This window comes from Streptomyces sp. NPDC031064 (assembly GCF_055570965.1).
On sequence record NZ_JBVIGF010000006.1, the window covers coordinates 399,734 to 422,399 of the forward strand.

The following is a 22,666-nucleotide window of genomic DNA, read 5'->3' on the forward strand; positions in this document are numbered from 1 at the left end:
GCGGGTAAGGGCATGGGCGGCACGTACGACGACGGGACGGGCGCGGACGGCCGGGCACTGGCGGCCGCCATGAGCGCGGTCCTCGCCCGGGTGGACGCGCACGCGTCCCGGGCGCGGCATACCGGCGACATGGCGGGCACACCCGGTGCGGACCGCTCCACCGCCGATGCCGCCGACAGCCGTCCCGCACGGCGGGAGCCGGCCGGCCCACAAGCCGCCCCCGCCCCCGCCACCGCACCCGGGCCCGGCACGCTCGACGCGCTGGTCACGTGCTTCGGGCTCACGCCGTTCGAGCGGGACGTCGTCCTGCTGACCGCCGCCGCCGAGCTGGACCCCACCGCCGGGAGCCGGTGCGCCGCCGCCTCTGGGGATCCGGAACGGGCGCACCCGACCTTCGCGCTCGCCCTCGCCGCGCTCGCCGAGCCGCACTGGAGCGCGCTGACGCCGGTCGGGCCGCTGCGCCGGTGGCGGCTCGTCGAGCTGGACGACGAGACCCGGCTGACCACGTCCCGGCTGCGGCTCGACGAACGCATCCTGCACTTCCTGGCCGGCGCGCCATATCTGGACGCCCGGCTGCACGGGCTGCTGCGGCGGGCGCCCGTGCCGGAGTCGCTGCCCGCCTCGTACGACGTGGCGGCGGACCGGGTCGCGGCCGCCTGGGGCGACCCGGCCGGTCATGACGCGCCGCTGCGGGTCGAACTGGTGGGCGGTGACCCGCGGTCGCGCGCCGACATCGCCGCCGCGGCCGCCCGGCGCTCCGGGCTCGGCCTGTACGCGATGGCCGCCGACGACATCCCCACCGACCCGGCCGAGCGCGACCGGCTGGCCCGGCTGTGGCAGCGCGAGGCGATCCTGCTGCCCGCCGCGCTGCTGGTGGAGGTCGGGGACCTGGACCGGGACCAGGCCGCCGCGACGGACGCGTTCATCGACAGCGCCGCCGTGCCCCTCGTCGTGTCCAGTGCCGACCCGCGGCAGACCGCGCGGTCGCGCGGCGAGCGGGTGGGCGTACCGGCGCTCGACACCGATGAGCGGCTCGGTCTGTGGGCGGACGCCCTCCGCGACGTACCGGAGGTGTCCGAGGAGGACCTGCGGGATCTCGTCGAGCAGTTCGCGCTGCCGCCGCACCTGATCCGCTCGGCGGGCGCGGCAGTGGTACGGGGCCTGCCCGGCGAGGACGAGCTGGACGCGCGCGAGCTGGCCTGGCGGGCCGGGCTCACCGAGGCGCGGCTGGGCATGGACGAGCTGGGCCGGCGGATCGAGCCGCAGGCGGGCTGGGGCGACCTGGTGCTGCCGGAGCGTCAGGTGCGGGTGCTGCGCGAGATCGTCGCCCATGTGCGGCAGCGCCCCACCGTGTACCAGGAGTGGGGCTTCGCCGCCACGCTGCGCCGCGGGCTCGGCGTCACGGCGCTCTTCGCGGGCGGCTCGGGCACGGGCAAGACCCTGGCCGCCGAGGTGATGGCGAGGGAGCTGGGGCTGGACCTGTTCGTCATCGACCTGTCCCAGGTGGTCAGCAAGTACATCGGCGAGACCGAGAAGAACCTGCGCAAGGTCTTCGACGCCGCCGAACGCGGCGGCGCGCTCCTGCTGTTCGACGAGGCGGACGCCCTGTTCGGCAAGCGCAGTGAGGTCAAGGACAGCCACGACCGGTACGCGAACCTCGAAGTCAGCTACCTGCTGATGCGGATGGAGGCGTACCGGGGCCTCGCGATCCTCACCACCAACATGAAGCAGGCGCTGGACACGGCCTTCATGCGCCGTATCCGGTTCGTCGTCGACTTCCCCTTCCCCGGCGAGGGCGAACGCGCCGAGATCTGGCGGCGGGTGCTGCCGTCGCAGGCCCCGATGAAGGACATCGACCCGGCGCTGCTGGCCCGGCTGACCGTGGCGGGCGGCTCGATCCGCAACATCGCGCTGTCGGGCGCGTTCCTCGCCGCCGAGGAGGGCGAGCGGCTGGGGATGCGGCACATGCTGGAGGCGGCGCGTACCGAATATCTCAAGCTGGACCGCTCCTTGACGCCGTCGGAGGTCCACGGATGGGTCTGAACGAGTCACCGCGCACGGTACGCGTCGACATCGGCGAGCTGGTGCTCGACGGTTTCGGGCGGCTCGACCCGGAGCGGGTGTCGGCCGCGTTCCAGGCGGAGCTGGCCCGGCTCGTACGGGAGCGGGGCGTGCCGCTCGCGGCGGACGGCGGCCGGGCGCTGGACGCCCTGTCCGGGCTGCCGCCGCTGCCCGTGACGACGTCGCCGGGGCGGCTGGGCGAGGCGCTGGCGCGTGCGGTGCACGCGGGGCTGTCGGGGCGGGGTGAGCCGCGATGAGCACGTCTCGCGCGGAGGACACCCGGGCGGCGGCGCAGAAGGAACGGCGCCGCAAGCGCAAGGAGCGGGCGGTGTCCCGCGCGCCGGAGCCGAAGAACATCGTGAGCGGGGCGGGTCAGCCGCTGGACCTGGGCGTGCGGCGGGAGCTGGAGGAGCGGCTCGGGTACGACTTCGGCCAGGTGCGGCTGCACACCGACCGGGACGCGGACGCGCTGACGGACATGCTGGGCGCGGACGCGGTCGCGGTCGGCCGGGACATCTTCTTCCGGGAGGGCGCCTACCGGCCGGGCACGGCGGACGGTCAGCGGCTGCTGGCGCACGAGCTGCTGCACACGGTGCAGAGCCCGCACGGGCTGGGCGCGTTACGCGCGGGCCGCGACCTGGGCGCGGTGAGCATGCCGCAGCAGGCGGTGGAGCGTGAGGCGGAGTCGGTGGCCCAGGCCCTCGTACGGGAAGGTGACGCGCCGGAGGTCGAGCCGGGCCAGGAGACCCCCGGCTGGCTGCGGTACGCCACTGTGGACGCCGACCGCCGGCGCATGGAGGAGCTGGACCCGGCGACCCTGGTGGACCGGCTGGCGAACGGCGTGCTGCGCTCTCTGCGCGGCGACCCGGCCGACCTGTCGGGGCGGGTACGGCTGCAACTGGCGCGGATGTCGCCGGGCTTGCAGGACTCGGTGCTCGACCGGCTGGAGGTGCGGCTGCTGTCGAACGAGTACGACCGGCTGCTGGACCTGGCCGAGGAGTCGGCGGCCGGTCCGGTCGAGCTCGGCCCGGCCGAGGTGCCGGGCCCGGAGATCGACCTGTTCGACGAGCTGGGTGTCGAGCGCGCCCGGTGGCGGCGCGCGGAGGAGGGCGACCGGGCGTCCGGCGACAAGCGGGCCGAGGACGCCCGCGAGGAGCGGCGGGACGCCAGGGCGCGGGACGAGCGGCAGGGCGGCGATCGGAGCAGGGCGCGCGCCGACGCGGCGGCCGAGGACCAGGAGGCGGCCCGGCGCCAGGAGCAGGAGGACGAGCGCGCCCGGTCCAGGGAGCGGGCGGAGCAGGAGCAGCGGCAGGAGGAGGAGAAGCAGGACCAGGACCGGCAGCGCGTCGACGAGGCCGCCGACGAACGGGCGGAGCAGCGCCAGGAGGGCACCGAGCAGGCCAAGGAGGAACGCAAGGCGCAGCGGGACCGTGAGGAGGCCGATCCCGAGCAGGCCAACGCCCCCGGCGCGGACAAGCGCAAGCGCAAGGACGACGCGACGAAGCCCGCCAACGGCGCCAAGCGGGAGGACGTCGACCCGAAGGCCAAGGCCCAGCCCGGTCCCGTACGCCCCTCGGTCGTCGACGAGCGGGCCGAGCAGCGGGACAGCGCGCTGTCGGAGCACGGCCTGCACGAGAAGGACGAGGACGAGGGCGAGCCGCTGGAGGCGGAGAAGCCGCTCGGCCTGGAACCGGGTGCGGACCGGGAGATCGGCGGTGAGGACGCGGCCCGTACGCCGGGGGCGGCCGGGGCCGAGGCCGAGCTGAAGCCCGAGGACTACCTGCCGGCGACCGACCTGGACGTGTCGTCCGTGCCGACCGCGGACAACCCGGACGCTGCCCTGCCCACCTTCCCCGCTCCCCCGCCGACGAAGGCCGAACAGGTCCAGCAGCAGCGGGAGAACGACGCGGAGGAGGAAGAGGACGAGGACGCCCCGGAGGCGGAGGCCAAGCCTCCGGGGGCGGAGGTGGGGCCGGTCGAGGGCGAGGCTCCGCAGCCGGAGGGCGGTCCCGCGGCGGAGGCCGGGGACCGGGCCGAGAAGGACCTCCAGCCGGAGAAGCCGGTGGAGCAGGAGGTCGGGCCCGACCCGGAGACGGACGGGCGGCAGCAGCCGGAACCGGAGGCGGAGCAGCGCGATCCGGAGCAGGAGCAGGAGGCGGCGCAGCGCGGCCCGGACGACGGGCGCGAGAGCGCTGACGCGGACGACGATTCCCCGGACGCGCGTGGGGCGGCGGACCAGGAGCAGGAGCGCAAGGAACAGCAGGAGCGCCAGGAGCAGCAGACGGCCAGGGGGCTGCCGCTGGGGTCGGCGGCGGACAAGCCGGCGGGTGCGGCGGGTTCGGACCTCGGGTCGTCGCCGGTCGCGCCGCCGGCGGGTGCGCGGGGCGAGCGCAGCTCCGTCGAGGACCGCCGCCCCTCCCCCGCCGCGCGGCGGGTCGCCGACTCGGAGCGGGGCGACCACGAGGGGTCGGCGCCGCGGAGCCAGGTCCCCAGGGAGAGCGGACCGGGCGCCGCACCGAGCGGCGTGGTGGGTGGCAGCGGCGGTACGTCGGGGCCGAGCGCCGCGACCGGTCCGGGCGGGGCGCCCTCGGTGGCGCGGGCGGCGGTGAGCCCGGCCGCCGAACAGGCGGCCGCGCCGGGGCGGTTGGGGGCTCCCGCGCCGGAGGGCGCCAAGGCCCAGCCGGACGCGTCGCTGGAGAAGGACGGTGGCGGCTGCGCGCCGCCGGAGCCCGCGGCGGAGAAGGACGAGGGCGGCGGGAGCTGCGGCGGTGGCGGTGGCGGTGAGGCGGCCCCGGAGGAGAAGCAGGAGGAGCCGCCGGACGTCTCGGGGCAGGACCCGAAGGCCGCCATCGGTACGGTCAGCAAACTGGCGCCGGACCAGGCGGCGGCCGCGATGCCCGGGGTGGACCGGGCGGCGGACCGGAAGGTGGGCGAGGAGCAGCGGCGGCTGGACGCCAGTCCGCCGAAGCGTGAGCGGCCTTCGGGCGCCCCGCGCACCATGTCGGGTCCGCCCGAGGCGGCGCCGCCGGCGGCACAGGTGACGGGCAAGGTCGAGCGGATCGGGCCCGAGGAGCAGGGCGAGAAGCAGCGGGCGAAGGGCAGCGAGAAGGCGCAGGGACAGAAGCCCACGGACAGCACTCCGCCGCCTCCGGTACCGGCGGCGGGCAAGGAGCTGAGCCCCGAGGACGCCAAGAGCGTCGACGCGGCCGCCGACGCGGTGCCGACGGTCGACCCCGAGCTGCGCAACAAGACGGTCGGCCCGGCGCCCAAGATCCGGCTGGAGGGCGCGAGCGATCCGAAGCGTACGGACGACCAGGCCAAGGCGCTGAAGGAGAAGCAGTCCGAGCTTCAGGACACGGGGCGGCAGGACGCCGCGAAGCCGATGGGCGAGGACCAGATCTTCCCCGACGCGCCGCGCGAGCAACTCGTCGGCAGGGCGGCGGGCCGCGCGGGCGGCAAGGGCGGCGCCCTGGCGAGGGCAGCGGCGCCGAAGCCCGGCGTCGGGGCCGTCGCCAAGCAGGAGCGCGGCGGCGAGATCCAGGGTGCGGCGGGCCAGGCGCAGGGCGATCTGGCCGCCAAGGAGAAGGAGCACCAGCAGGGCGAGCAACAGGCCAAGCGGGAGAAGCAGACCGAGATCGACCGCGAGGTCGCCCAGAACGCGGCGAAGCAGACCTCGGAACGGGGCCGGGCCGCCGAGGAGGCCCAGCGCGAGCGCGAGAACTGGCGTGCCGAGCAGGACAAGAAGATCGAGGAGGCGGACAAGAACTCCGAGAAGGAGCACACCGCCAAGAACAAGGAGATCGTCAAGGCCCGCGACGACAAGGACAAGGAGGTCGAGGACCGCAAGAACAAGGACAACGAGCGGATCGACTCCGAGCGGGAGAAGGCGGAGAAGGAGGCCGAGAAGAAGAAGGAGGAGAACAAGCCTTCGGGCGGTTTCCTCGGCTGGGTCGCCGACAAGGTGAAGAGCGCGTTCAACGCGATCCTGGACGCGGTCACCAAGGTCTTCGACGCCGCGCGCAAGGCGGTCAACTCGATCATCGACACGTTCAAGGAGTGGGCCAACAAGGCCATCGACTTCGTACGTGACCTCGCCATCAAGGCGATCAATGTGCTGGCGGACGCGCTGATCGCGATCGGTGACGTACTGCTGGCGGCCTTCCCGGAGCTGCGGGACAAGTTCCGCAAGGCGATCGAGGGGCTGCGGGACAAGGCGATCGCCGCGGTCAACCGACTGGCGGACGGCCTGAAGAAGGCCGTGAACGCGCTGCTGGACGCGCTGGCGGCGGGCCTGAACAAACTGCTCGACGTCCTGGAAGCGGGCCTGAAGGCCGTCATCAAGGCGTACCAGGCGGTGATCCTGGGCGCGATCAAGTTCGCGCAGGCGGCGATCGAGGCGCTGGGCAAGTTCGCGGCGCTGGTGGCGGACATCGCGCCGGACCCGGGCGGCTGGCTGGGCAAGGCGGGCAGTTCGGCGAAGGCCGGCATCCAGGACCACCTGTGGGGCGCGATCAAGACGGGCGTCAAGCGGTGGTTCGACACGAAGGTCGAGGGCATCCTCGGGCTCGGCAAGGCCGTGATCGACGTCCTGGTGAAGGGCTGCGTCTCGATCAAGCAGATCGGGAAGATGGCGTGGGACGCGATCATCGCGTCGCTGCCGATGATGATCGCGTCGATCGTGATCGAGAAGGTCGTCTCGATGCTGGTGCCGGCGGCGGGCGCGATCCTGACGATCGTTCAGGGCCTGATGGCGGCGTGGCAGAGCCTCAGCTCGATCCTGTCGGCCTTCAGCAAGTTCTGGGCCTACCTCAAGGCGGTCAAGGCGGGCCCGGCGGCGTGCCTGTTCGCGGAGGCGGTCGCGGCGGGGATCGTGGCGCTGCTGGACTTCATCGCCAACTTCCTGATGATCCGCCTGGAGAGCGCGACGAAGGGCGTCGGCAAGCGCCTCAAGGCGATGGCCGAGAAGATCATGAGGGGCCTCAAGAAGACGGGCAAGGGCGCGAAGGAGGCGGCGGGCGACGCGGTCAACAAGGCGCGCGGCGCGGTACGCAGCGCCCAGGAGGCCCTGCGCCGGCCCCCGCTCCCGGCCAGGCCGAAGGGTCCCCGGGTCCCCAAGAACCGCTCCACCTCCACGGACCGCGGCCCGAACGCGACCCGCACCCCCAAGGACACGCTCACCGACCGCCCGACGAGCCGCACCCCCGACCGGGAACGGGACCGCCGCCGCGAGGAGTCGGAGGCCCAGCGCGACCGCCAACGCCCCGAGTCCCGCCCGCAGTCGCGCCCCGACCGCACCCCGGACCGGGCCCCCGACCTCCGCAAGGACAAGTCCCCCGACCCGGCCCCCAAGAAGAAGAAAGAGGTCGAGGCCCCCAAACGCCAGAAGCCTCGCAAACCCAAGTCGCCCTTGGGCAAGGCCCTCGACAAGATCAAGGGCAAGGTCAAGTCGGCCCTGAAGAAGATCCGCAACGCGGGCAAGACGCTCGGCAAGAAGCTGCGGAAGAGCAAGGTCGGGCAGGCGCTGAAGAGGAGCGGCAAGAAGATCCGCGACTTCTTCAAGAAGAAGCGCGATCGGATGCGCGACGACAGGCGAAATCACCGGAATGCCCAGACCAGAAGGAGGTACAACCGAAGGAAGAAGGAGCAGTCGAAGGATTCAAAAGCCGACCGCCTCAGGAAAATCATCGCGCGCATGCGGTCGAAGCTGGACCGGCTGCTGCACAGGGGGGTCTTCCGGAACCTCATGCTCGGGACTCTCCGGGGTATGCGCGCGTGGTATCGGCTCACCGGCTTGGACCTTCGGGGCACGGAGACCTTCCGGATCATTGCACGGCTCAACCCCGAGGGTCAGGTGACCGACGGAGCCGAGAACAACCCCGAAGACGTGCCGGAGCTTTCCACCAGCAGGAGGGAAGCGCGCCCGGCCCCCAGGCCGGAGCAGGTGCAGGAGGAGGCCACGGAAAGACAACGCCGCCAAGTGGCAGCGGCACAGTCACAGACGGGGCCCACTCCCTCCCGACAGACCCAGCCGAATCAGCCCGGCACCGACCAGCAACCTCAGGCGCCATCCAGGCAGGGCTCGTGGAATACGCAATTGGATGGAATCCTCTCGGCGGTTCCCTTTCCAGAGGAATACAAGGATGAGGACGACATCCAGGTCGGAGAGTCGCAGAGCTACCGAAAAGCCACCGACCGTCGGGAAGCGAGCCAGAAACGCAACCCCGATAAATACGCCGGCGACAAGAGGCTGACGGCCGACCACATACCTTCGGGTCGAGCCATCAAACAGCAGGCCGAAAACCGAGCAATGGCCGAAGCAGCCCTCACCGACGACGAACTCAAAGAGCTTCTGGAACTCAAGGAGGAGGGGCTTCTCTCGGAGGAGCAGGAGGCTCTCCTCAACGAGAAGCGGGACAAGGTGCTCACCAAGAAGAAGCTGCACCCGTCGGGCAAGGGCAAGGCGAAGCGTGAAGCAACCAAGAAGTACAAGGACGCGTTGACGATATTCCTTCCCGAGACACTGCACGAACGCGGACGAACTTTCGGAAATGAAAACAAGAAAGTAAACCCGACGACCGGACTCAAACGCTACGAAGAAGACGCCAGGGATCTTACCGAGGCAACATACAAGGACATCAAGCACTATCTCGACCTTCTCGAGGCCGACGGCGAGCTGACCAAGGCATACGTCGCCCACTTCACTCGACACTACAAGAAACTTGTGGACGCAGAAGTCATCGACTACTCTCCAAAGATCGACTCCATGCTGCTCGCATTTTGGGAGAAGGCGAAATGACCCATCTCGAAGAGGCCATTAATATCGTTTCGAACCAGGAACTGGCCGGATTGGCAAAGAGGGCACACCTCTTCGAGTATCTGTCCGGTCAACCGGACAATGGCGTGTCAGCCGCGATCGAGTGCCTCCTTGAAACCAGCGACAGGCGCATCGCGGAATACGCCGGTCAGTACCTTGAGGTCATGCCGGGCGCGGCAGCGGAAAAGGAGCGGGCCGCCGAGAGGCTCAGGACCGAGCCGGAGCTTGTGCGCTCGGCCGCGCGGCTGGTCCCGTGGATGTCGGCGAAGACGGTGGACGGCTTCATCGAGGACTACGTCACCCAGCCGGATCACCGTTCGGCGCTGTCCAGCGTCCTCTACAGCATCGGCACCTTCTGGCCGGACCGTATTCGCCCCTTCGTTGACCGTATCGATCAGGAGAACGTCCGGCGCGCCCTCCTGTCGGGCGCTCCCGACGACGTGGCGGATGCCCTGGCGGACCAGTGGCGGACGGAATCCAGCTTCGACACTTTGGTCTCCCTGGCCCTGATTCGCTCCGACCACGCTCTCGAGCTGATCCGTTCACTTCAGGACGAGATCGAGGACCGGGCGGCCTGGGCCATGCTGGTGGAACTGGCCGGCGGCCTGCCCCGTTCGCCGGAGAAGGCGGGGTACTGGCCGGCCAACATGGCCTTCATCGCCCAGAAGGGCAGGACCGAGCACGTTGTCGGGGGTAACACCTCTGGAGAGGTGCCGCTCTGCATGATCTGCTCGCAGCCGGCCGCGCATCTGCTCACCATCTCAGCCGGAGCGACTCCGTTCCCGCTGTCACATGACCCTTCGTTCTACTGGTACACGTGCGATTGCGAGGAATCGGATTCCACGACCGTCAGGGTCGACGGCAGCGGAATGACCGTCTACTACGGCCCGAAGGGCCAGGCAGATCCGGAACTTGGCCTCACTCCTGGGGAGCTTTCACTGGTGCTCGAAGAGCACCCGAACCAGGTGGGTGTGAGCCTCAAAGCCGTGCCGGCACAGTCGTTGAACCAAGTGGGAGGGCTCCCCCGGTGGGTTGTTCCCGACATTCATCCCCGCTGTCCGGAGTGCAGCCAGGCAATGCCGTTCATCGCGTCGGTCAATGGGCGCCCGACTCCGTTCGGCCGCATTGATCTCGATGGCATCGTCTATTGCTTCTGGTGTGACGGGTGCCGTGTGTCCAGTACGAAATTCCAGGCTTGACCATAGGGAGCTCCAGTGACCCGCTACGCCGACATACCCAAGCCCATCCGCTCCGGCATCGTCGTCGTCGACCCCGAGCGGGGGACGCCGCAGCGGGTGATCGTGTTGCAGTTCAACCCCGACACCCTGGAGCGGTCGCTCGCGCCGCAGGCGGCCGGTGGGGCCGGGGACGCGGGTGGGGGTGGGAGTGGAGGGGACCGGAACGAGGCGCTGCGGTTGAAGGGGCCCGCCGAGGAGACGTGGAAGTTCACGGCGGAGATCGACGCGACCGATCAGTTCGAGGTGGCCGCGCCCGAGGGGATCCATCCGCAGTTGGCGACGCTGGAGATGCTCGTGCACCCCACCACCGCGCAGTTGCGGGAGGCGTCGCGGCTGACCAAGAAGGGGGTCATCGAGATCAGCCCGATCGAGGTGCCGCTGACGCTGTTCACGTGGGGGAGCAAGCGCGTGATGCCCGTGCGGCTCACCGAGTTGTCGATCAATGAGTCGGCGTTCGACGTGCGGCTCAATCCGATCCGGGCGTCGCTGGGCATCGGCATGAAGGTGCTGTCGGTGAGCGACCTGCCGGCCGGGCACCGCGGGGCCGATCTGTATCTGGCGCATCTGGCGCAGAAGGAGCGGCTGGCCGCCGCCGCGCGCGGTGGGCGGCTGGCCGAACTGGGACTTGGACGGGGGTTGTAGGCGTGAGCGAGCCCTACGAGAGCGAGTTGGACGCGATTCCCGGGTCGCACCCCTACTCCCGCACCAGCCGGTACCACGACGCCGAGATCGGGGTGCACCGCACCGCCGACGGGACCGAGGTGCGGTACACCAAGCGGCGGTTGCTGCCGCCGCTCCCCGAGGGCGCCGACGAGGACACCGCGCCGCACACCGTCAGCAGCGGTGAGCGCCCGGACCACCTCGGGCAGCGGTACTTCGGCGATCCGGGCCAGTGGTGGCGGATCGCCGACGCCAATCCCGTACTGGATCCGCGGGAGCTGACCGGGGAGCCCGGACGGGAGATCCGGATACCCCAGGCGGGCGGGTTCCATGGCTGATGAGACGCCCGTCGGGGGCGGGCCGGTCCGGCTGACCCTGCACATGGGGCCGAGGCTGACCCGTCCCGTCCCCGCCGAGGTCGCGGAGGCACTGCTGTCCGCGCAGATCACCATGACCGCCGGGGAACGGAGCGGGTTCCAGTTGGCGTTCGACCTCACCAAACGAGGGCTGATCACCGACCGGTTGCTGCCCGACGGGTTCTTCGACCCGAGGACCCGGGTCATCGTCACGACCTCGATCAAGGGGACGTCGACCGTGATCCTCGACGGGCTCATCGTGCGGCAGGAGGTGGGGGTGAGCAACGTCCCCGGCCAGACCACCCTCACCGTCACCGGCGAGGACCTGACCCTCCTCATGGACCTGGAGGAGCGGACCGACCGCTACCCGAACCTGCCCCCCTCCGAACGGGTGAGAAGGATCATCGGCAGGTACGCGGACTACGGCATCCGCCCCCGGGTCGTTCCGGAGCACGTCCATCAGCCGCCACGCGAGCAGCTCCGCGTCGAGTACCAGACCGGGACCGATCTGCAGTACGTGACCGATCTCGCCCGGGCGAACGGCTACACGTTCTACCTGGAGCCCGGGCCCGGGCACGAGGAGTCCTTCGCCTATTGGGGGCCCGAGCGGCGGCTGGGCAGGCGGCAGCACGCGCTCAACGTCAACATGGACGTCAATTCCACCGTCGACCAACTGACGTTCGCCTACGACGGCACGGCACGCGAGGAGCCGCAGGCGCGCTGGCAGGACCCCCGGACGCGGGACTCCCGGTTGCTGCCGCAGCCCGACATCAATCCCCTGCGCCCACCGCTCGGCAAGCGGCCCACGCCCGCCCTCAAGCGGAGGACCCTGTCCGGTACCGCGAAGAGGGCCCCGGAACAGGCCCAGGCCGAGCTCCTGGCCCGGGCCGCGACGTCCGCCGACGCGGTCTCCGGCTCCGGGTCACTGGACGTCAACCGGCACGGATACGTGCTCCAGCCGCGCGAGCTCGTCGGAGTGCGCGGCGCCGGCCGGGCGTACGACGGCGACTACTACGTCAAGTCCGTCACCCACAACATCAGGCCCGGCTCGTACCAGCAGAACTTCACGCTCTCACGTGAGGGACTGATCGCCCGCAGCGCCACCGTGCGACCGTAAGGACCAGGAGAACTCTGCATGGCTGCAGGACCGAACAACCGGTTTCTCGGCAAGTTCCGGGGCCAGGTGGTGAGCAACCGGGATCCGCTCAGGATCGGCCGTGTCACCGTCAAGGTGCCGGACGTACTGGGTGACGAGCCGTCCACCTGGGCCTTGCCCTGCCTGCCGTTCACCGGGCGCCAGTCCGGGCAGTACGCGGTTCCGGCGGAGGGCGCCGGCGTGTGGGTGGAGTTCGAGCAGGGGGACCCGAGCTACCCCATCTGGACGGGGTGCTGGTACGGGCACGAGTCGGAGCTGCCGCCGGACGCGCTGGCGGGCCCGCCGACGCACCAGAACGTGGTGGTCCAGACGTCCGACCAGCACAAGTTGGTGATGGGAGACGTGCCCGGCGGCAACGGGATCCGCATCCAGGCCGCCACGGGGGCGTACGTACAGATCGACGAGAAGGGCGTGACCGTCGCCAATGGCCAGGGCGCGTCGATCGTGCTGACCGGCAGCGAAGTCAACATCAACGAGGGCCGGTTGATCGTGCCCAAGAAGCCATAGTCAGGAAACGGGGAGAATCGTGTTGTCCGGGAATCTTGTGAACGGCGGCTCGTTGATCGGCTGCCCGCACGGCGGCCGGGTCGTCCCGGCCGCCGCGTCCCCGTCGTCCGCGGTGCGGATCGACGGCCATCCCGTGTCCACCGCCGCCGACGCCTTCACCGTCAGCGGCTGCCCGCACACCGTGGACGGCGTGCCGCACCCATGTGCCACGGTCCGCTGGACGCCTGCCGACGACGGGGTGCTGATCGACGGTTCGCCGGTGCTGCTCGACACCACGAGCGCGCTGTGCTTCAGCGCCGCGCTCGTCCCGCAGGGGCCGCCGGTCGTCACCCCGGCGGGCCGGGGGGTGTCGTCGCGATGAGGAGCGTACGTACCGACATCGCCTTCCCGTTCCGGGTCGACGCCCGGGGCCGGACGGCGCACGCGGACTACGACGAGCACGTGCGCGACCTCGTCGAGCAGTTGCTGTTCACCAGCCCCGGGGAGCGCGTGATGCGCCCCGACTTCGGCTGCGGGCTGCTGGACCTGGTGTTCACGCCCAACAGCCCGGAGCTGGCCTCCGCCCTGGAGCTGTCGGTGCAGGCCTCGCTCCAGCGCTGGCTGGGCGACCTGATCGAGGTGGAGGACCTGGACGTGGTGAGCGAGGACAACGTGGTCCGGGTGCACCTGCGTTATGCGGTGCGCGCCACCGGGAGCCGGCGCGACGAGGTGTTCGAGGGGAGGGGCGCCGTATGAGCGGAACGGTCGCACACGACAGGCGCGCCCGGGTGCGCGCCGCGCGGCTGGGCGGCGTGGACACGGTCGAGGCCGGCGACGACGGGCTGACGCTGACGGTGACGTTCCTCGGCAAGGCCCCCGAGGGGCTGTGCCCGGAGAACGTACGCATCGACGGCGGCCGCCGGGTCACCGGCATCGAGGCCGTCGAGGTGTCCGTCGAACGTGAGGAGGACCCGGAGCTCGACGACCGGCTGTACGTCACGCTCGACCGCACCGGGGACACGTCCCGCTACCGCCTCTCGGTCGTGGACACCGACCCCTACGGACGGCCGGGCACCGAGCCGTTCCCGGGCTTCGACCAGCGGTACCACTCGGCCGAGTTCACCTTCCGGCCGGACTGCCCGACGCCCTTCGACTGCGCGGACGAGCAGCCGGACTGCCCGCCCGGTCCGTCAGCCGCGTTCCCCACCGCGCCCGTCATCGACTACACGGCGCGCGACTACGACACGATCCGCACGCTGATCCTGGACCGGCTGGCGCTGACGGCGCCGGACTGGGTGGAGCGCAACGCCGCCGACCTGGGCACCACGCTGGTCGAGCTGCTCGCCCACACCGCCGACCGGATCGGCTACCACCAGGACGCGGTGGCCACCGAGGCGTACCTCGACACCGCCCGCCGCCGGGTCTCCGTACGCCGGCACGTGCGGCTCATCGACTATCCGATGCACGACGGCGTCAACGCCCGCGCGTTCGTCACCGTCGAAGCGGCACGGGAGCTGACGCTGCTGCCCGGCACGTTCCGGTTCGCCGCCGTGGACGTACGGCGGCTCGGGCCGCGCGACCGGCCGGAGGTGGGCACCGTCATCGACGACCGGGACCTCGCGGTGCTGGAGGAGCGCGGCTCGGTGGAGGTGTTCGAACCGGTCGTGGCCCATGAGCCGCTGGTGCTGCGCCCCGCGCACAACACCGTCCGCTTCTGGACCTGGGGCGGCGAGGTGTGCGCCCTGCCCAAGGGGGCCACGGCCGCGACGCTGCGGGACGCGTGGACGGACGAGGAGTGCTCGCGGCGGGCCCTGGCGCTGGAGCCGGGTGACCTGCTGGTGATCGAGGAGGTGCGGGGCGCCCGGTCCGGGACGCCCGGCGACGCCGACCCGGCGCACCGGCAGGCCGTACGCCTCACCTCCGTCACCCCGGCCGTGGACCGGTTGTGCGACCAGCCGGTGCTGGAGGTGACGTGGGCGGCCGAGGACGCGCTCGCCTTCCCGGTCTGCCTCACCACCCGTGGCGGCCCCGACTGCGAGCCCGTCGAGGACGTGAGCGTGGCGCGCGGCAACGTGGTCCTGGTCGACCACGGCCGCTCGCTCGCCTTCTGCGGCCGTACGCCGGACACGGTCACCGTGCCGCCCGCACCGGCCGTGCCGGGGTCGTGCGCCCCTCCCCCAGCCTCCGGCCGGGGGTACCCCCCTCTCGCTTCGCTCGGCTTCGGCTGCTGGGACCCCGACAACGGCAACGCCACGGCCGCCCTGATCACCACCCGGCTCCGGCAGACGCGCGGCGGGCGGCTGCTGACCGCCGATCAGGTGCGGGAGCTGTTCACCGTGGTCGGCGAGGACGCGACCGGCCGCGCCGGCATCGGTCTGGAGCTGGCCGGGCGGCGCCGTGCGAAGGTCGTCCCGGGCACGGCGTACGCGCAGGCCGAGGCACTGGAGACGCTGCTGGCGCAGGTGGTCTACCCGGGCATCGAGCCCCGCTTCCGGCCGGTGCTGCCCCGCTCCCCCGTCGTCCAGTCGGTGCCGTTCCCGGAACCCGGTCACGTCTCGGCCGGGCAGGCCGCCAGGCTGGCCGCGATCCCGGGCGCGGTGCGGGCGCGGCTGGTCGAGCTGTGGCGCAGCGCCCGTGACTGCGACGGGCTGGCCGAACCCGAGATCGCCGAGCTGACCGTGCTGTTCGGGCTGCGGGTGCTGGAGCGGCTGGAGCTGCGCCGACATCCGGTGCGGGCGCTGCGCGAGCTGCTGCACCGCAGCGAGCGGCTGCTCGCCGCCAAGCTCCGCCGCCTGGAGGTGCTGACCGCCCGGGCAGGTGCCGGGGCGGTGCTGGACGGGGCGATCGCCTGGGAGGTCGCCCACACGTGGGGCCCCCGGTACGCGGCCGGGCTGCACCCGGACGAGCCGGTGCTGCGGGGGCCCGCCGCCGCGCTCGTCCAGGACCCGCGTGCCGCGCTGCCCGCCGTGACCGTCCGGGAGGGCGACGAGGTCTGGGCGCCGAGGCGGGACCTGCTGGGCAGCGGCCCGCGCGACCGGCACTTCGTCGGTGAGCTGGAGGACGACGGGCGGATCGCGCTGCGCTTCGGCGACGGGCGGCACGGTGCCCGGCCCCGCCCCGGGGCGCGGCTGGAGCTGCGTTACCGGCTCGGTGGCGGGACGGCCGGCAACGTCGGCGCGGAGGCCATCAACCACCTGGTGCTGTGCCGCGATCCGGAGGACTCCGACACCGGGGCGCCGATGCCGGTGGCGGGCGTGCGCAACCCGCTGCCCGCCGTCGGCGGCACGGAGCCCGAACCGGTCGAGCAGGTACGGCAGTTGGCGCCGCTCGACCTCAAGCGCACGCGACTGCGCGCCGTCACGGCCGAGGACTACGCGGCGCTCGCCGCCGAGGTGCCGGGCGTGCAGCGGGCGGCCGCCGAGATCCGCTGGACGGGCAGTGTGCGGGAGGCGCACGTCGCCGTCGACGCGCTGGGCAGCGGCGACCCGTCGCCCGAGCTGCTGGACTCCGTGGCGTACGCCCTGGAGCGCTACCGCCGGATCGGTCACGACCTGGTGGTCGGCCCGGCCCGGCACGTACCGCTGGACGTCGGGCTGACGGTGTGCGCGGCGCCGGGCCACCAGCACGGGCAGATCCTGGCCGAGCTGTACCGGGTCCTCGGCAGTCGCCGGCTGACCGGCGGGCGGCTCGGGTTCTTCCACCCCGACGCGCTGACCTTCGGCGAACCGGTACGGCTGAGCCGGCTGGTGGCCGTGGCGGCGGCCGTCCAGGGCGTGGAGAGCGTCCGGGTGACCCGGCTGGCCCGGCTTTTCCACGAACCGGACGACACGGCACTGGAGGCAGGCGTGCTGCGGCTCGGCCCGCTGGAGATCGCGCGTTGCGACAACGACCCCGACCGGCCCGAGCTGGGCCGGCTCTCGATCGAGCTGGGCGGAGGTGCCCGATGAGCGGCTCCCGGCACTGCGGCTGCGGCTGTGGTGGGCACGACGAGCGCCATGCGCCGAAGGCCCTGTACAACCCGCCGGGGCGCACGGCCCTGGACTACCGGGTTGGTGAGTACGGCTCGTTCCTGGCGGCCATGCTGGACCGGCTCGCCTCGCCCGCCTACCCGGCGCTGCGGGGGCTGACCGTCCGTACGCCCGACGACCCGGCGATCGCGCTGCTGGACGCCTGGGCGGTGGTGGGCGACCTGCTCACCTTCCACTCGGAGCGGATCGCCGACGAGGGGTACCTGCGCACGGCGAACGAGCACCGGTCGCTGGCGCTGCTGGGGCGGCTCGTGGGGCACCGGCCGCGACCCGGTGTCGCGGCCGACACCCACCTGGCGTACACCCTGGACCGCGATCCGCGGGACGGGGACACGGAGGTGCTGATCCCGCGCGGGTCGCGCAGCAACAGCGTGCCCGCGGCCGTCGGCGAGGAGTCGCAGACCTTCGAGACGAGCGAGGACCTGACGGCCCGCTGGGCGTGGAACGAGCTGGCCGTCCGCCGGCGCCGGCCGGGCCTGCTCACGCCGGAGGACCTGCGCGAGCGGTCGGAGATCCACCTGTCCGGTACGGGCACGTCGCTGCGGACCGGTGACCGGCTGCTGTTCGTCTTCGCCGGTGCGGAGCCCCTGTTGCTGCCGGTGACCCGCGTCCGGGTCGACCGGGACGAGGGCGTGACGGCGATCGGGCTGCCGCGGTCGGCACCGCCGTCGCTGACCGAGCTGGTGGCCGAACTGCGCCGGTGGATCACGGAGGACCCGTTCGACGTGGAGGACGGGGAGCCGACCCCGGACAACCCCAATCCGCGTCCCGTCAGCATGCTCATCGAGAGGTTCGACGAGCAGGTGCTGGCGCCGCTGCGCGCCGACGTGGAGGGCGTCACGAGCCCGGCCGCGTTCGCCCGTCGCCTCGCGGAGCCGCACGAGCGGCTGGCCGAGGCGCAGGCGATCGCCGCGCCGTACGAGGAGGTCGCGGCCTGGTTCGAGCGGCTGGAGGCCGTGGTCGGCGAGCTGCGCGAGCGGGCGGCGGACCTGGAGCCCTCGCAGCCGGTGCCCGAGCCGGAAGAAGCACCCGGTCACGCGGCCATGCGGGCCCTCGGGGCCGTTCTGCCGGCGCTGCGCACCCGCGATGTGAAACCCCCGGCGAGGGCCCTGGCGCCCACGGCGAAGCGGTTGTTCGCACCGGGCTCGGACCTGGGCGCGCAGGTGCTGTCCGCGCTCGATCCGCGCGTGGCGGAGGGGATGTACGCGGCGTGGCGCCATGCTGCTCCGGTGACGGCCCCGCTTCTGCGTGAGCTCCAGGCGATGCGCGTGACGGCCGCGCCGTTCGGTGCGACGGCGCCGCTCAAGCCGGTGCAGGACGAGCGCGGGAGGGTGATCCGGCAGACGGACTGGCCGCTCGGCGGTTCGGCCCTGACGATGATGCGGGTGGTGTTCGACCCGGCGGGCCGGGTGCCGGTGCGGGCCGAGTTCCAGCACGTCGAGACGGGTTCGTCCGTCCAGACGTCGGAGCACCTGCCCGCCGAGAAGACGTTCCCGCTGGGGCCCGGCCAGGTGTGGTTGCAGACCCGGGTGGGGCAGGACCACGACCTGAGCTGGCTGACCCGCCGCCCCGCCGACTCCCAGGAGCCGGGGGTGACGGCCCAGTTCCTGGACGGCCTGCCGGACCGAAAGCTGTTCGTCTCCCGCCCCGCCGAGGACGGCCGCGTCCATGTGGTCGTGCACAACGGCGAACCGTTGAGCTGGCTGCTGCGCCCCGGTGAGCACCGGCAGGTCACGCACGGCGGACTTGAGGTGACCGTGCGGTACGCGGCCGGCAGCGAGCCGACGAACGTGGAGATCGGCCTCGCGACGGTGCCGGAGCGGGCCGACCGCCACGTCCTGCCGCTGGACTCGGTGCACGAGGGGATCACGGTCGGGAGCTGGGTCGCGATCGAGCGCCCCCGCAAGGGCGTGGAGGTCTCCCAGGGAGGCATCCCGGGCGACCGGAGGCTCGCGTTCGTGACGACACGGGTGACGGCCGTGCGTACGGCCGCGTACACCAACTTCGGGATCACCGGCCGTGGCACCGAGCTGACGCTCGCCGACCCGTGGCTGGACGAGCACGATGTGCTGCTGTCCACGATCCGTGACGCCACCGTGCACGCGGGCGGGGAGGCGCTGCGCCCGGCCGACGAGCCGCTGGGCGAGGACGTGCACGGCAACGAGATCGAACTGGCCGAGCTGTACGACGGGTTGCGGCCGGGCCGCCATCTGATCGTGTCGGGCGAGCGCACCGACGTCCCCGGTACGTCCGGGGTGCGCGGCACGGAGCTCGCGGTGATCGCGGCCGTGGAGCAGCACCGCGACCCGCACCTGCCGGGCGACCACGTCCACACCAGGCTTACGCTCACCGCCGACCTGGCCCACCGCTACCGGCGTGACACCGTGCGCGTCCAGGGCAATGTCGTCCCGGCGACGCACGGCGAGAGCCGCGACGAGGCGATCGGCAGCGGTGACGCGAGCCGTACCCATCAGACGTTCACGCTCTGGCAGTCACCGCTGACCTGGCTGCCCGCCGACAACCCCCTGGGCGCGACACCGACGCTGGAGGTACGGGTCGACGGGCTGCTGTGGCACGAGGTGGACAGCCTGGCCGGGCGCGGGCCGACCGAGCGCGTGTACGTCACGGGGACGGCCGGGGACGGGCGTACGACCGTGACGTTCGGCGACGGGGTGCACGGCGCCCGGCTGCCCACCGGCCACGAGAACGTGCGCGCCCGGTACCGCTTCGGCACCGGGCGGGCCGCCAACGTCGGGGCGGACCGCGTCACGCAGGCGGTCTCCCGGCCGCTGGGGGTCACCGCCGTGACGAACCCGCAGCCCGCGACGGGCGGGGCGGACGCGGACGGCCCCGGGCTGACGCGGCGCACCATCCCGCTCGCCGTCTCGGCGCTCGACCGGCTGGTGTCGGTGAAGGACTACGAGGACTTCGCGCGTTCGCGGGCGGGCATCGGCCGGGCGGCGGCGCGCGAGGTGTTCGACGGGCGGCGCCGGGTGCTGCACGTGACGGTCGCGGGCGTGGACGACATCGCGATCGGCCCGGGCTCGGAGGTGCTGCGCGCGCTGCGGTCCTCGCTCGCCCGGTACGGCGACTCCCGCCTGCCGGTGCGGGTGGACGTGCGGGAGCTGGTGCTGTTGCTGCTGTCGGCGCGGGTGAAGGTGGCGCGCGACCACACCTGGCGGGTCGTGGAGCCCCGGCTGCGGCAGACGCTGCTGCGCCGGTTCGGTGCGGGCCGGCGGGAGTTGGGGGCGCCGGCCCGGCTGTCGGAGGTGCTGGCGGCGGCGCACACGGTACCGGGCGTGGAGTACGTGGACGTGGACGTGTTCACCGGGGTGCCCGCGTCCGTCACGCCGGAGGAACTGGCGGGGCTCGCCGGGTCGTTCGCCGGGCCGCGCACCACGGTCCCGGCGCGGCTCGCCCGGTACGACGAGGACGTGCACCGCGTCACCGCCGAGGACGGCGAGACGCTCACGTCGGTCGCCGCCCGGTACGGCCTGTCACTGGCCGGACTGCTGCGGCTGAACCCGGACATCATCGATACCCGGCGGCTGGAGAAGGGGCGGTCGGTGTGCGTGTTCCGCGGCATCCGCCCGGCCCAGCTCGCCCTGCTGTCCCCGCACGTCGCGGACACGCTGATCCTGACGGAGGTCACCGCATGAGCCCGAGCAACAGGGAACCGGACGGGCTGATGGAGTTGCTCCCGCAGTGGCACCGGCTGCGCGACGCCGAGGCCGGCGAGCCCCTGCGCGCGCTGCTCGCGGTGATCGCCGAGCAGGTCGACCTGGTGCGCGAGGGGGTCGAGCAGAACTACGAGGACTGGTTCGTGGAGACGGCGGCCCCGTGGGTGCTGCCATACCTGGGCGACCTGGTCGGCTACACCCCGCTGCCCGGGTACGAGCGGGTGCAGGCGAGGGGCCTGGACGGCGAGGACGGTGACTCGCACGCCCGGCTCGCCGAGGCCCTGGCCCCGCGCCGGGACGTGGCGGCCACGGTCGCCAACCGGCGGCGCAAGGGCAGCCTCGCACTGCTGGAGGAGCTGGCCGGATCGGTCGCCGGATGGCCGTCGCGGGCCGTGGAGTTCTCCCGGCTCGTCGCCGGGCACCAGCCCGTCAAGTTGTACGGGTCGGGCACGGCGGCCGGGAACGCGCGGCGCCTGGAGCGCGGCCGGCTCGCCGATGTGCGCGAGGGTGCGGCGCTGGACCTGGCGGGCGGGCCGTTCGGCGCGGTCGCGCGGTCGGTGGACGTGCGGCGGGCGGGGTCCGAGCGGACGAGGGGCGGGTACTCCCCCGCCGGGGTGGGGCTGTTCGTGTGGCGGCTCAAGCCGTACCACGTGACCCGGGCGCCCGCGTACTGCGTCGACCGGGCCCGCAACCTGTACACGTTCTCGATCCTGGGCAACGACAGTCCGCTGGTGACGAAGCCGGTGCCCGAGCCGTCCGCCACCCATGTGGCCACCATCGACAACGTACCGGCGTACATCCGCCGCAGGCAGCTCGCCGACCGGCTCGCGGACTACTACGGGCCGGGCAAGTCGTTCACCATCTGGCGCGACGGCCGGGACGAGCCGGTGCCGATGGCGGACCTCGTGGTGGCGGACCTGTCGGACTGGCGCTACCGCCCCAAGCGGGGGCAGGTCGCCGTGGACCCGGTGCTCGGCCGGATGGCGTTCGGTTCGCGTACCGCGCCGCGGCAGGGCGTGTGGGTCACGTACCACTACGCGTTCTCCGACGACATGGGCGGTGGCGAGTACCCGCGCGAGCGGGAGACTCCGGCGGGCGCGAAGGTCTACCGGGTCGGTCCCGGACAGGCGTACCAGCGGATCATGGACGCGTACGGGGACTGGCGCGGCGACCGGCGGGCGGGGCGCTGCGGCCCGGACGGGGTCATCGAGATCACGCACAGCGGTGCCTACCAGGAGCAGTTGGACTTCGACCTGGACCCGGGCGACCGGCTCCAGTTGCGGGCGGCGGAGGGCACCCGGCCGGTGATCCGGCTGCTGGACTGGTACAGCAACCGGCCCGACGCGCTCAACATCCGGGCGCAGGAGGAGTGCGCCGGTGACGCTCCCCGGATCGTGCTGGACGGGCTGCTGATCACCGGGCGCGGGCTGAACGTCACCGGTCCGGTGGGCGCGGTGGTGCTGCGGCACTGCACGCTGGTGCCGGGCTGGTCGCTGGAGCCGGAGTGCGACCCGCACTCGCCGGAGGAGGCGAGCCTGGTGCTCGACCGGACCACGGCGTGCGTCGCGATCGAGCGGAGCGTCCTGGGCACGATCGAGGTGATCGGCGACGAGGTGGGCCACGACCCGCTGGACATCCACATCCGTGACAGCGTCCTGGACGCCACCGGCCACGAGCGGGCCGCCCTGTCCGCCCCGGACTGCCGCCACGCGCACGCCGTCCTGCACGCGCACCGCACGACCGTGATCGGGGAGGTCCACACCCACGCGGTGGAGATCGCCGAGAACAGCGTCTTCACCGGCCGGATGCACGTGGCCCGCCGGGGCGTCGGCTGCCTGCGGTTCTCGTACGTGCCGCCCGGCTCGCGCACCCCGCGCCGCTACCGCTGCCGGCCGGACCTGGCGGACCGCGAACGGGCGCCGCTGGAACGCCCGCTGTTCACCAGCGAGCGGTACGGCACCCCGGCGTACGCGCAGTTGGCCGACGGCTGTCCGGAGGAGATCCGGAGGGGCGCGGAGGACGGCTCGGAGATGGGCGCCTTCCACGACCTGTACCAGCCGCAGCGCCTGGACAGCCTGCGGGCGCGGCTGGCCGAGTACACGCCGGCGGGCACGGACGCCGGGGTCATCACCGTGACGTGACCACCCCACACACCCATACGACTTCGCACCCACGGACTTCCTAGGG

At 72.6% G+C, this 22,666-nt stretch carries 13 protein-coding genes; all 13 read left to right on the forward strand.

Translation table 11 applies throughout. The annotated features are described in order from the left end of the window. Positions 1 to 12: 12 nt before the first annotated feature. Genes ACZ46W_RS23525 through ACZ46W_RS23585 form a run of 13 tightly spaced genes read left to right on the forward strand, consistent with a single transcriptional unit; the run spans position 13 to position 22,620 of the window. Positions 13 to 2,043 (forward strand): ATP-binding protein, encoded by a 2,031-nt coding sequence (locus ACZ46W_RS23525; RefSeq protein WP_468341164.1) that lies wholly within the window; start codon positions 13 to 15, stop codon positions 2,041 to 2,043. Continuing rightward, positions 2,034 to 2,318 carry a hypothetical protein gene (locus ACZ46W_RS23530; RefSeq protein ID WP_468340687.1) on the forward strand — a complete coding sequence of 95 codons (285 nt, stop codon included), beginning with the start codon at positions 2,034 to 2,036 and terminating at the stop codon, positions 2,316 to 2,318. The genes ACZ46W_RS23525 and ACZ46W_RS23530 overlap by 10 nt, the downstream gene beginning before the upstream one ends. Next, positions 2,315 to 8,857 carry an eCIS core domain-containing protein gene (locus tag ACZ46W_RS23535; protein WP_468340690.1) on the forward strand — a complete coding sequence of 2,181 codons (6,543 nt, stop codon included), beginning with the start codon at positions 2,315 to 2,317 and terminating at the stop codon, positions 8,855 to 8,857. Before ACZ46W_RS23530 ends, ACZ46W_RS23535 begins: the two co-directional genes overlap by 4 nt. Next, entirely contained in the window at positions 8,854 to 10,074 is a 1,221-nt protein-coding gene (locus ACZ46W_RS23540; RefSeq protein WP_468340693.1) for a hypothetical protein, read from the forward strand. The genes ACZ46W_RS23535 and ACZ46W_RS23540 overlap by 4 nt, the downstream gene beginning before the upstream one ends. A gap of 15 nt (positions 10,075 to 10,089) precedes the next feature. After that, positions 10,090 to 10,755: a hypothetical protein gene (locus tag ACZ46W_RS23545; RefSeq protein WP_468340695.1), complete on the forward strand. Its 666-nt coding sequence runs from the start codon at positions 10,090 to 10,092 to the stop codon at positions 10,753 to 10,755. A gap of 2 nt (positions 10,756 to 10,757) precedes the next feature. Continuing rightward, on the forward strand, positions 10,758 to 11,111 hold the full coding sequence (locus tag ACZ46W_RS23550; RefSeq protein ID WP_468340698.1) for a LysM peptidoglycan-binding domain-containing protein: 354 nt from the start codon (positions 10,758 to 10,760) through the stop codon (positions 11,109 to 11,111). Further along, positions 11,104 to 12,246, forward strand: coding sequence for a hypothetical protein (locus tag ACZ46W_RS23555; protein WP_468340701.1), 1,143 nt, complete (start codon positions 11,104 to 11,106; stop codon positions 12,244 to 12,246). Before ACZ46W_RS23550 ends, ACZ46W_RS23555 begins: the two co-directional genes overlap by 8 nt. Positions 12,247 to 12,264: 18 nt before the next feature. Continuing rightward, positions 12,265 to 12,792 carry a phage baseplate assembly protein V gene (locus ACZ46W_RS23560; protein ID WP_468340704.1) on the forward strand — a complete coding sequence of 176 codons (528 nt, stop codon included), beginning with the start codon at positions 12,265 to 12,267 and terminating at the stop codon, positions 12,790 to 12,792. A gap of 19 nt (positions 12,793 to 12,811) precedes the next feature. Next, complete coding sequence (locus ACZ46W_RS23565) at positions 12,812 to 13,153, forward strand: hypothetical protein (protein WP_468340706.1); 342 nt, start codon at positions 12,812 to 12,814, stop codon at positions 13,151 to 13,153. After that, complete coding sequence (locus tag ACZ46W_RS23570; protein WP_468340709.1) at positions 13,150 to 13,527, forward strand: GPW/gp25 family protein; 378 nt, start codon at positions 13,150 to 13,152, stop codon at positions 13,525 to 13,527. Before ACZ46W_RS23565 ends, ACZ46W_RS23570 begins: the two co-directional genes overlap by 4 nt. Next, the gene (locus ACZ46W_RS23575) at positions 13,524 to 16,718 is read left to right on the forward strand and encodes a putative baseplate assembly protein (protein WP_468340712.1); all 3,195 of its coding nucleotides are present in this window, start codon (positions 13,524 to 13,526) and stop codon (positions 16,716 to 16,718) included. The genes ACZ46W_RS23570 and ACZ46W_RS23575 overlap by 4 nt, the downstream gene beginning before the upstream one ends. After that, positions 16,715 to 20,458, forward strand: coding sequence for a putative baseplate assembly protein (locus ACZ46W_RS23580; protein WP_468340715.1), 3,744 nt, complete (start codon positions 16,715 to 16,717; stop codon positions 20,456 to 20,458). Before ACZ46W_RS23575 ends, ACZ46W_RS23580 begins: the two co-directional genes overlap by 4 nt. Further along, complete coding sequence (locus tag ACZ46W_RS23585; protein ID WP_468340716.1) at positions 20,455 to 22,620, forward strand: hypothetical protein; 2,166 nt, start codon at positions 20,455 to 20,457, stop codon at positions 22,618 to 22,620. The genes ACZ46W_RS23580 and ACZ46W_RS23585 overlap by 4 nt, the downstream gene beginning before the upstream one ends. Positions 22,621 to 22,666 lie beyond the last annotated feature (46 nt).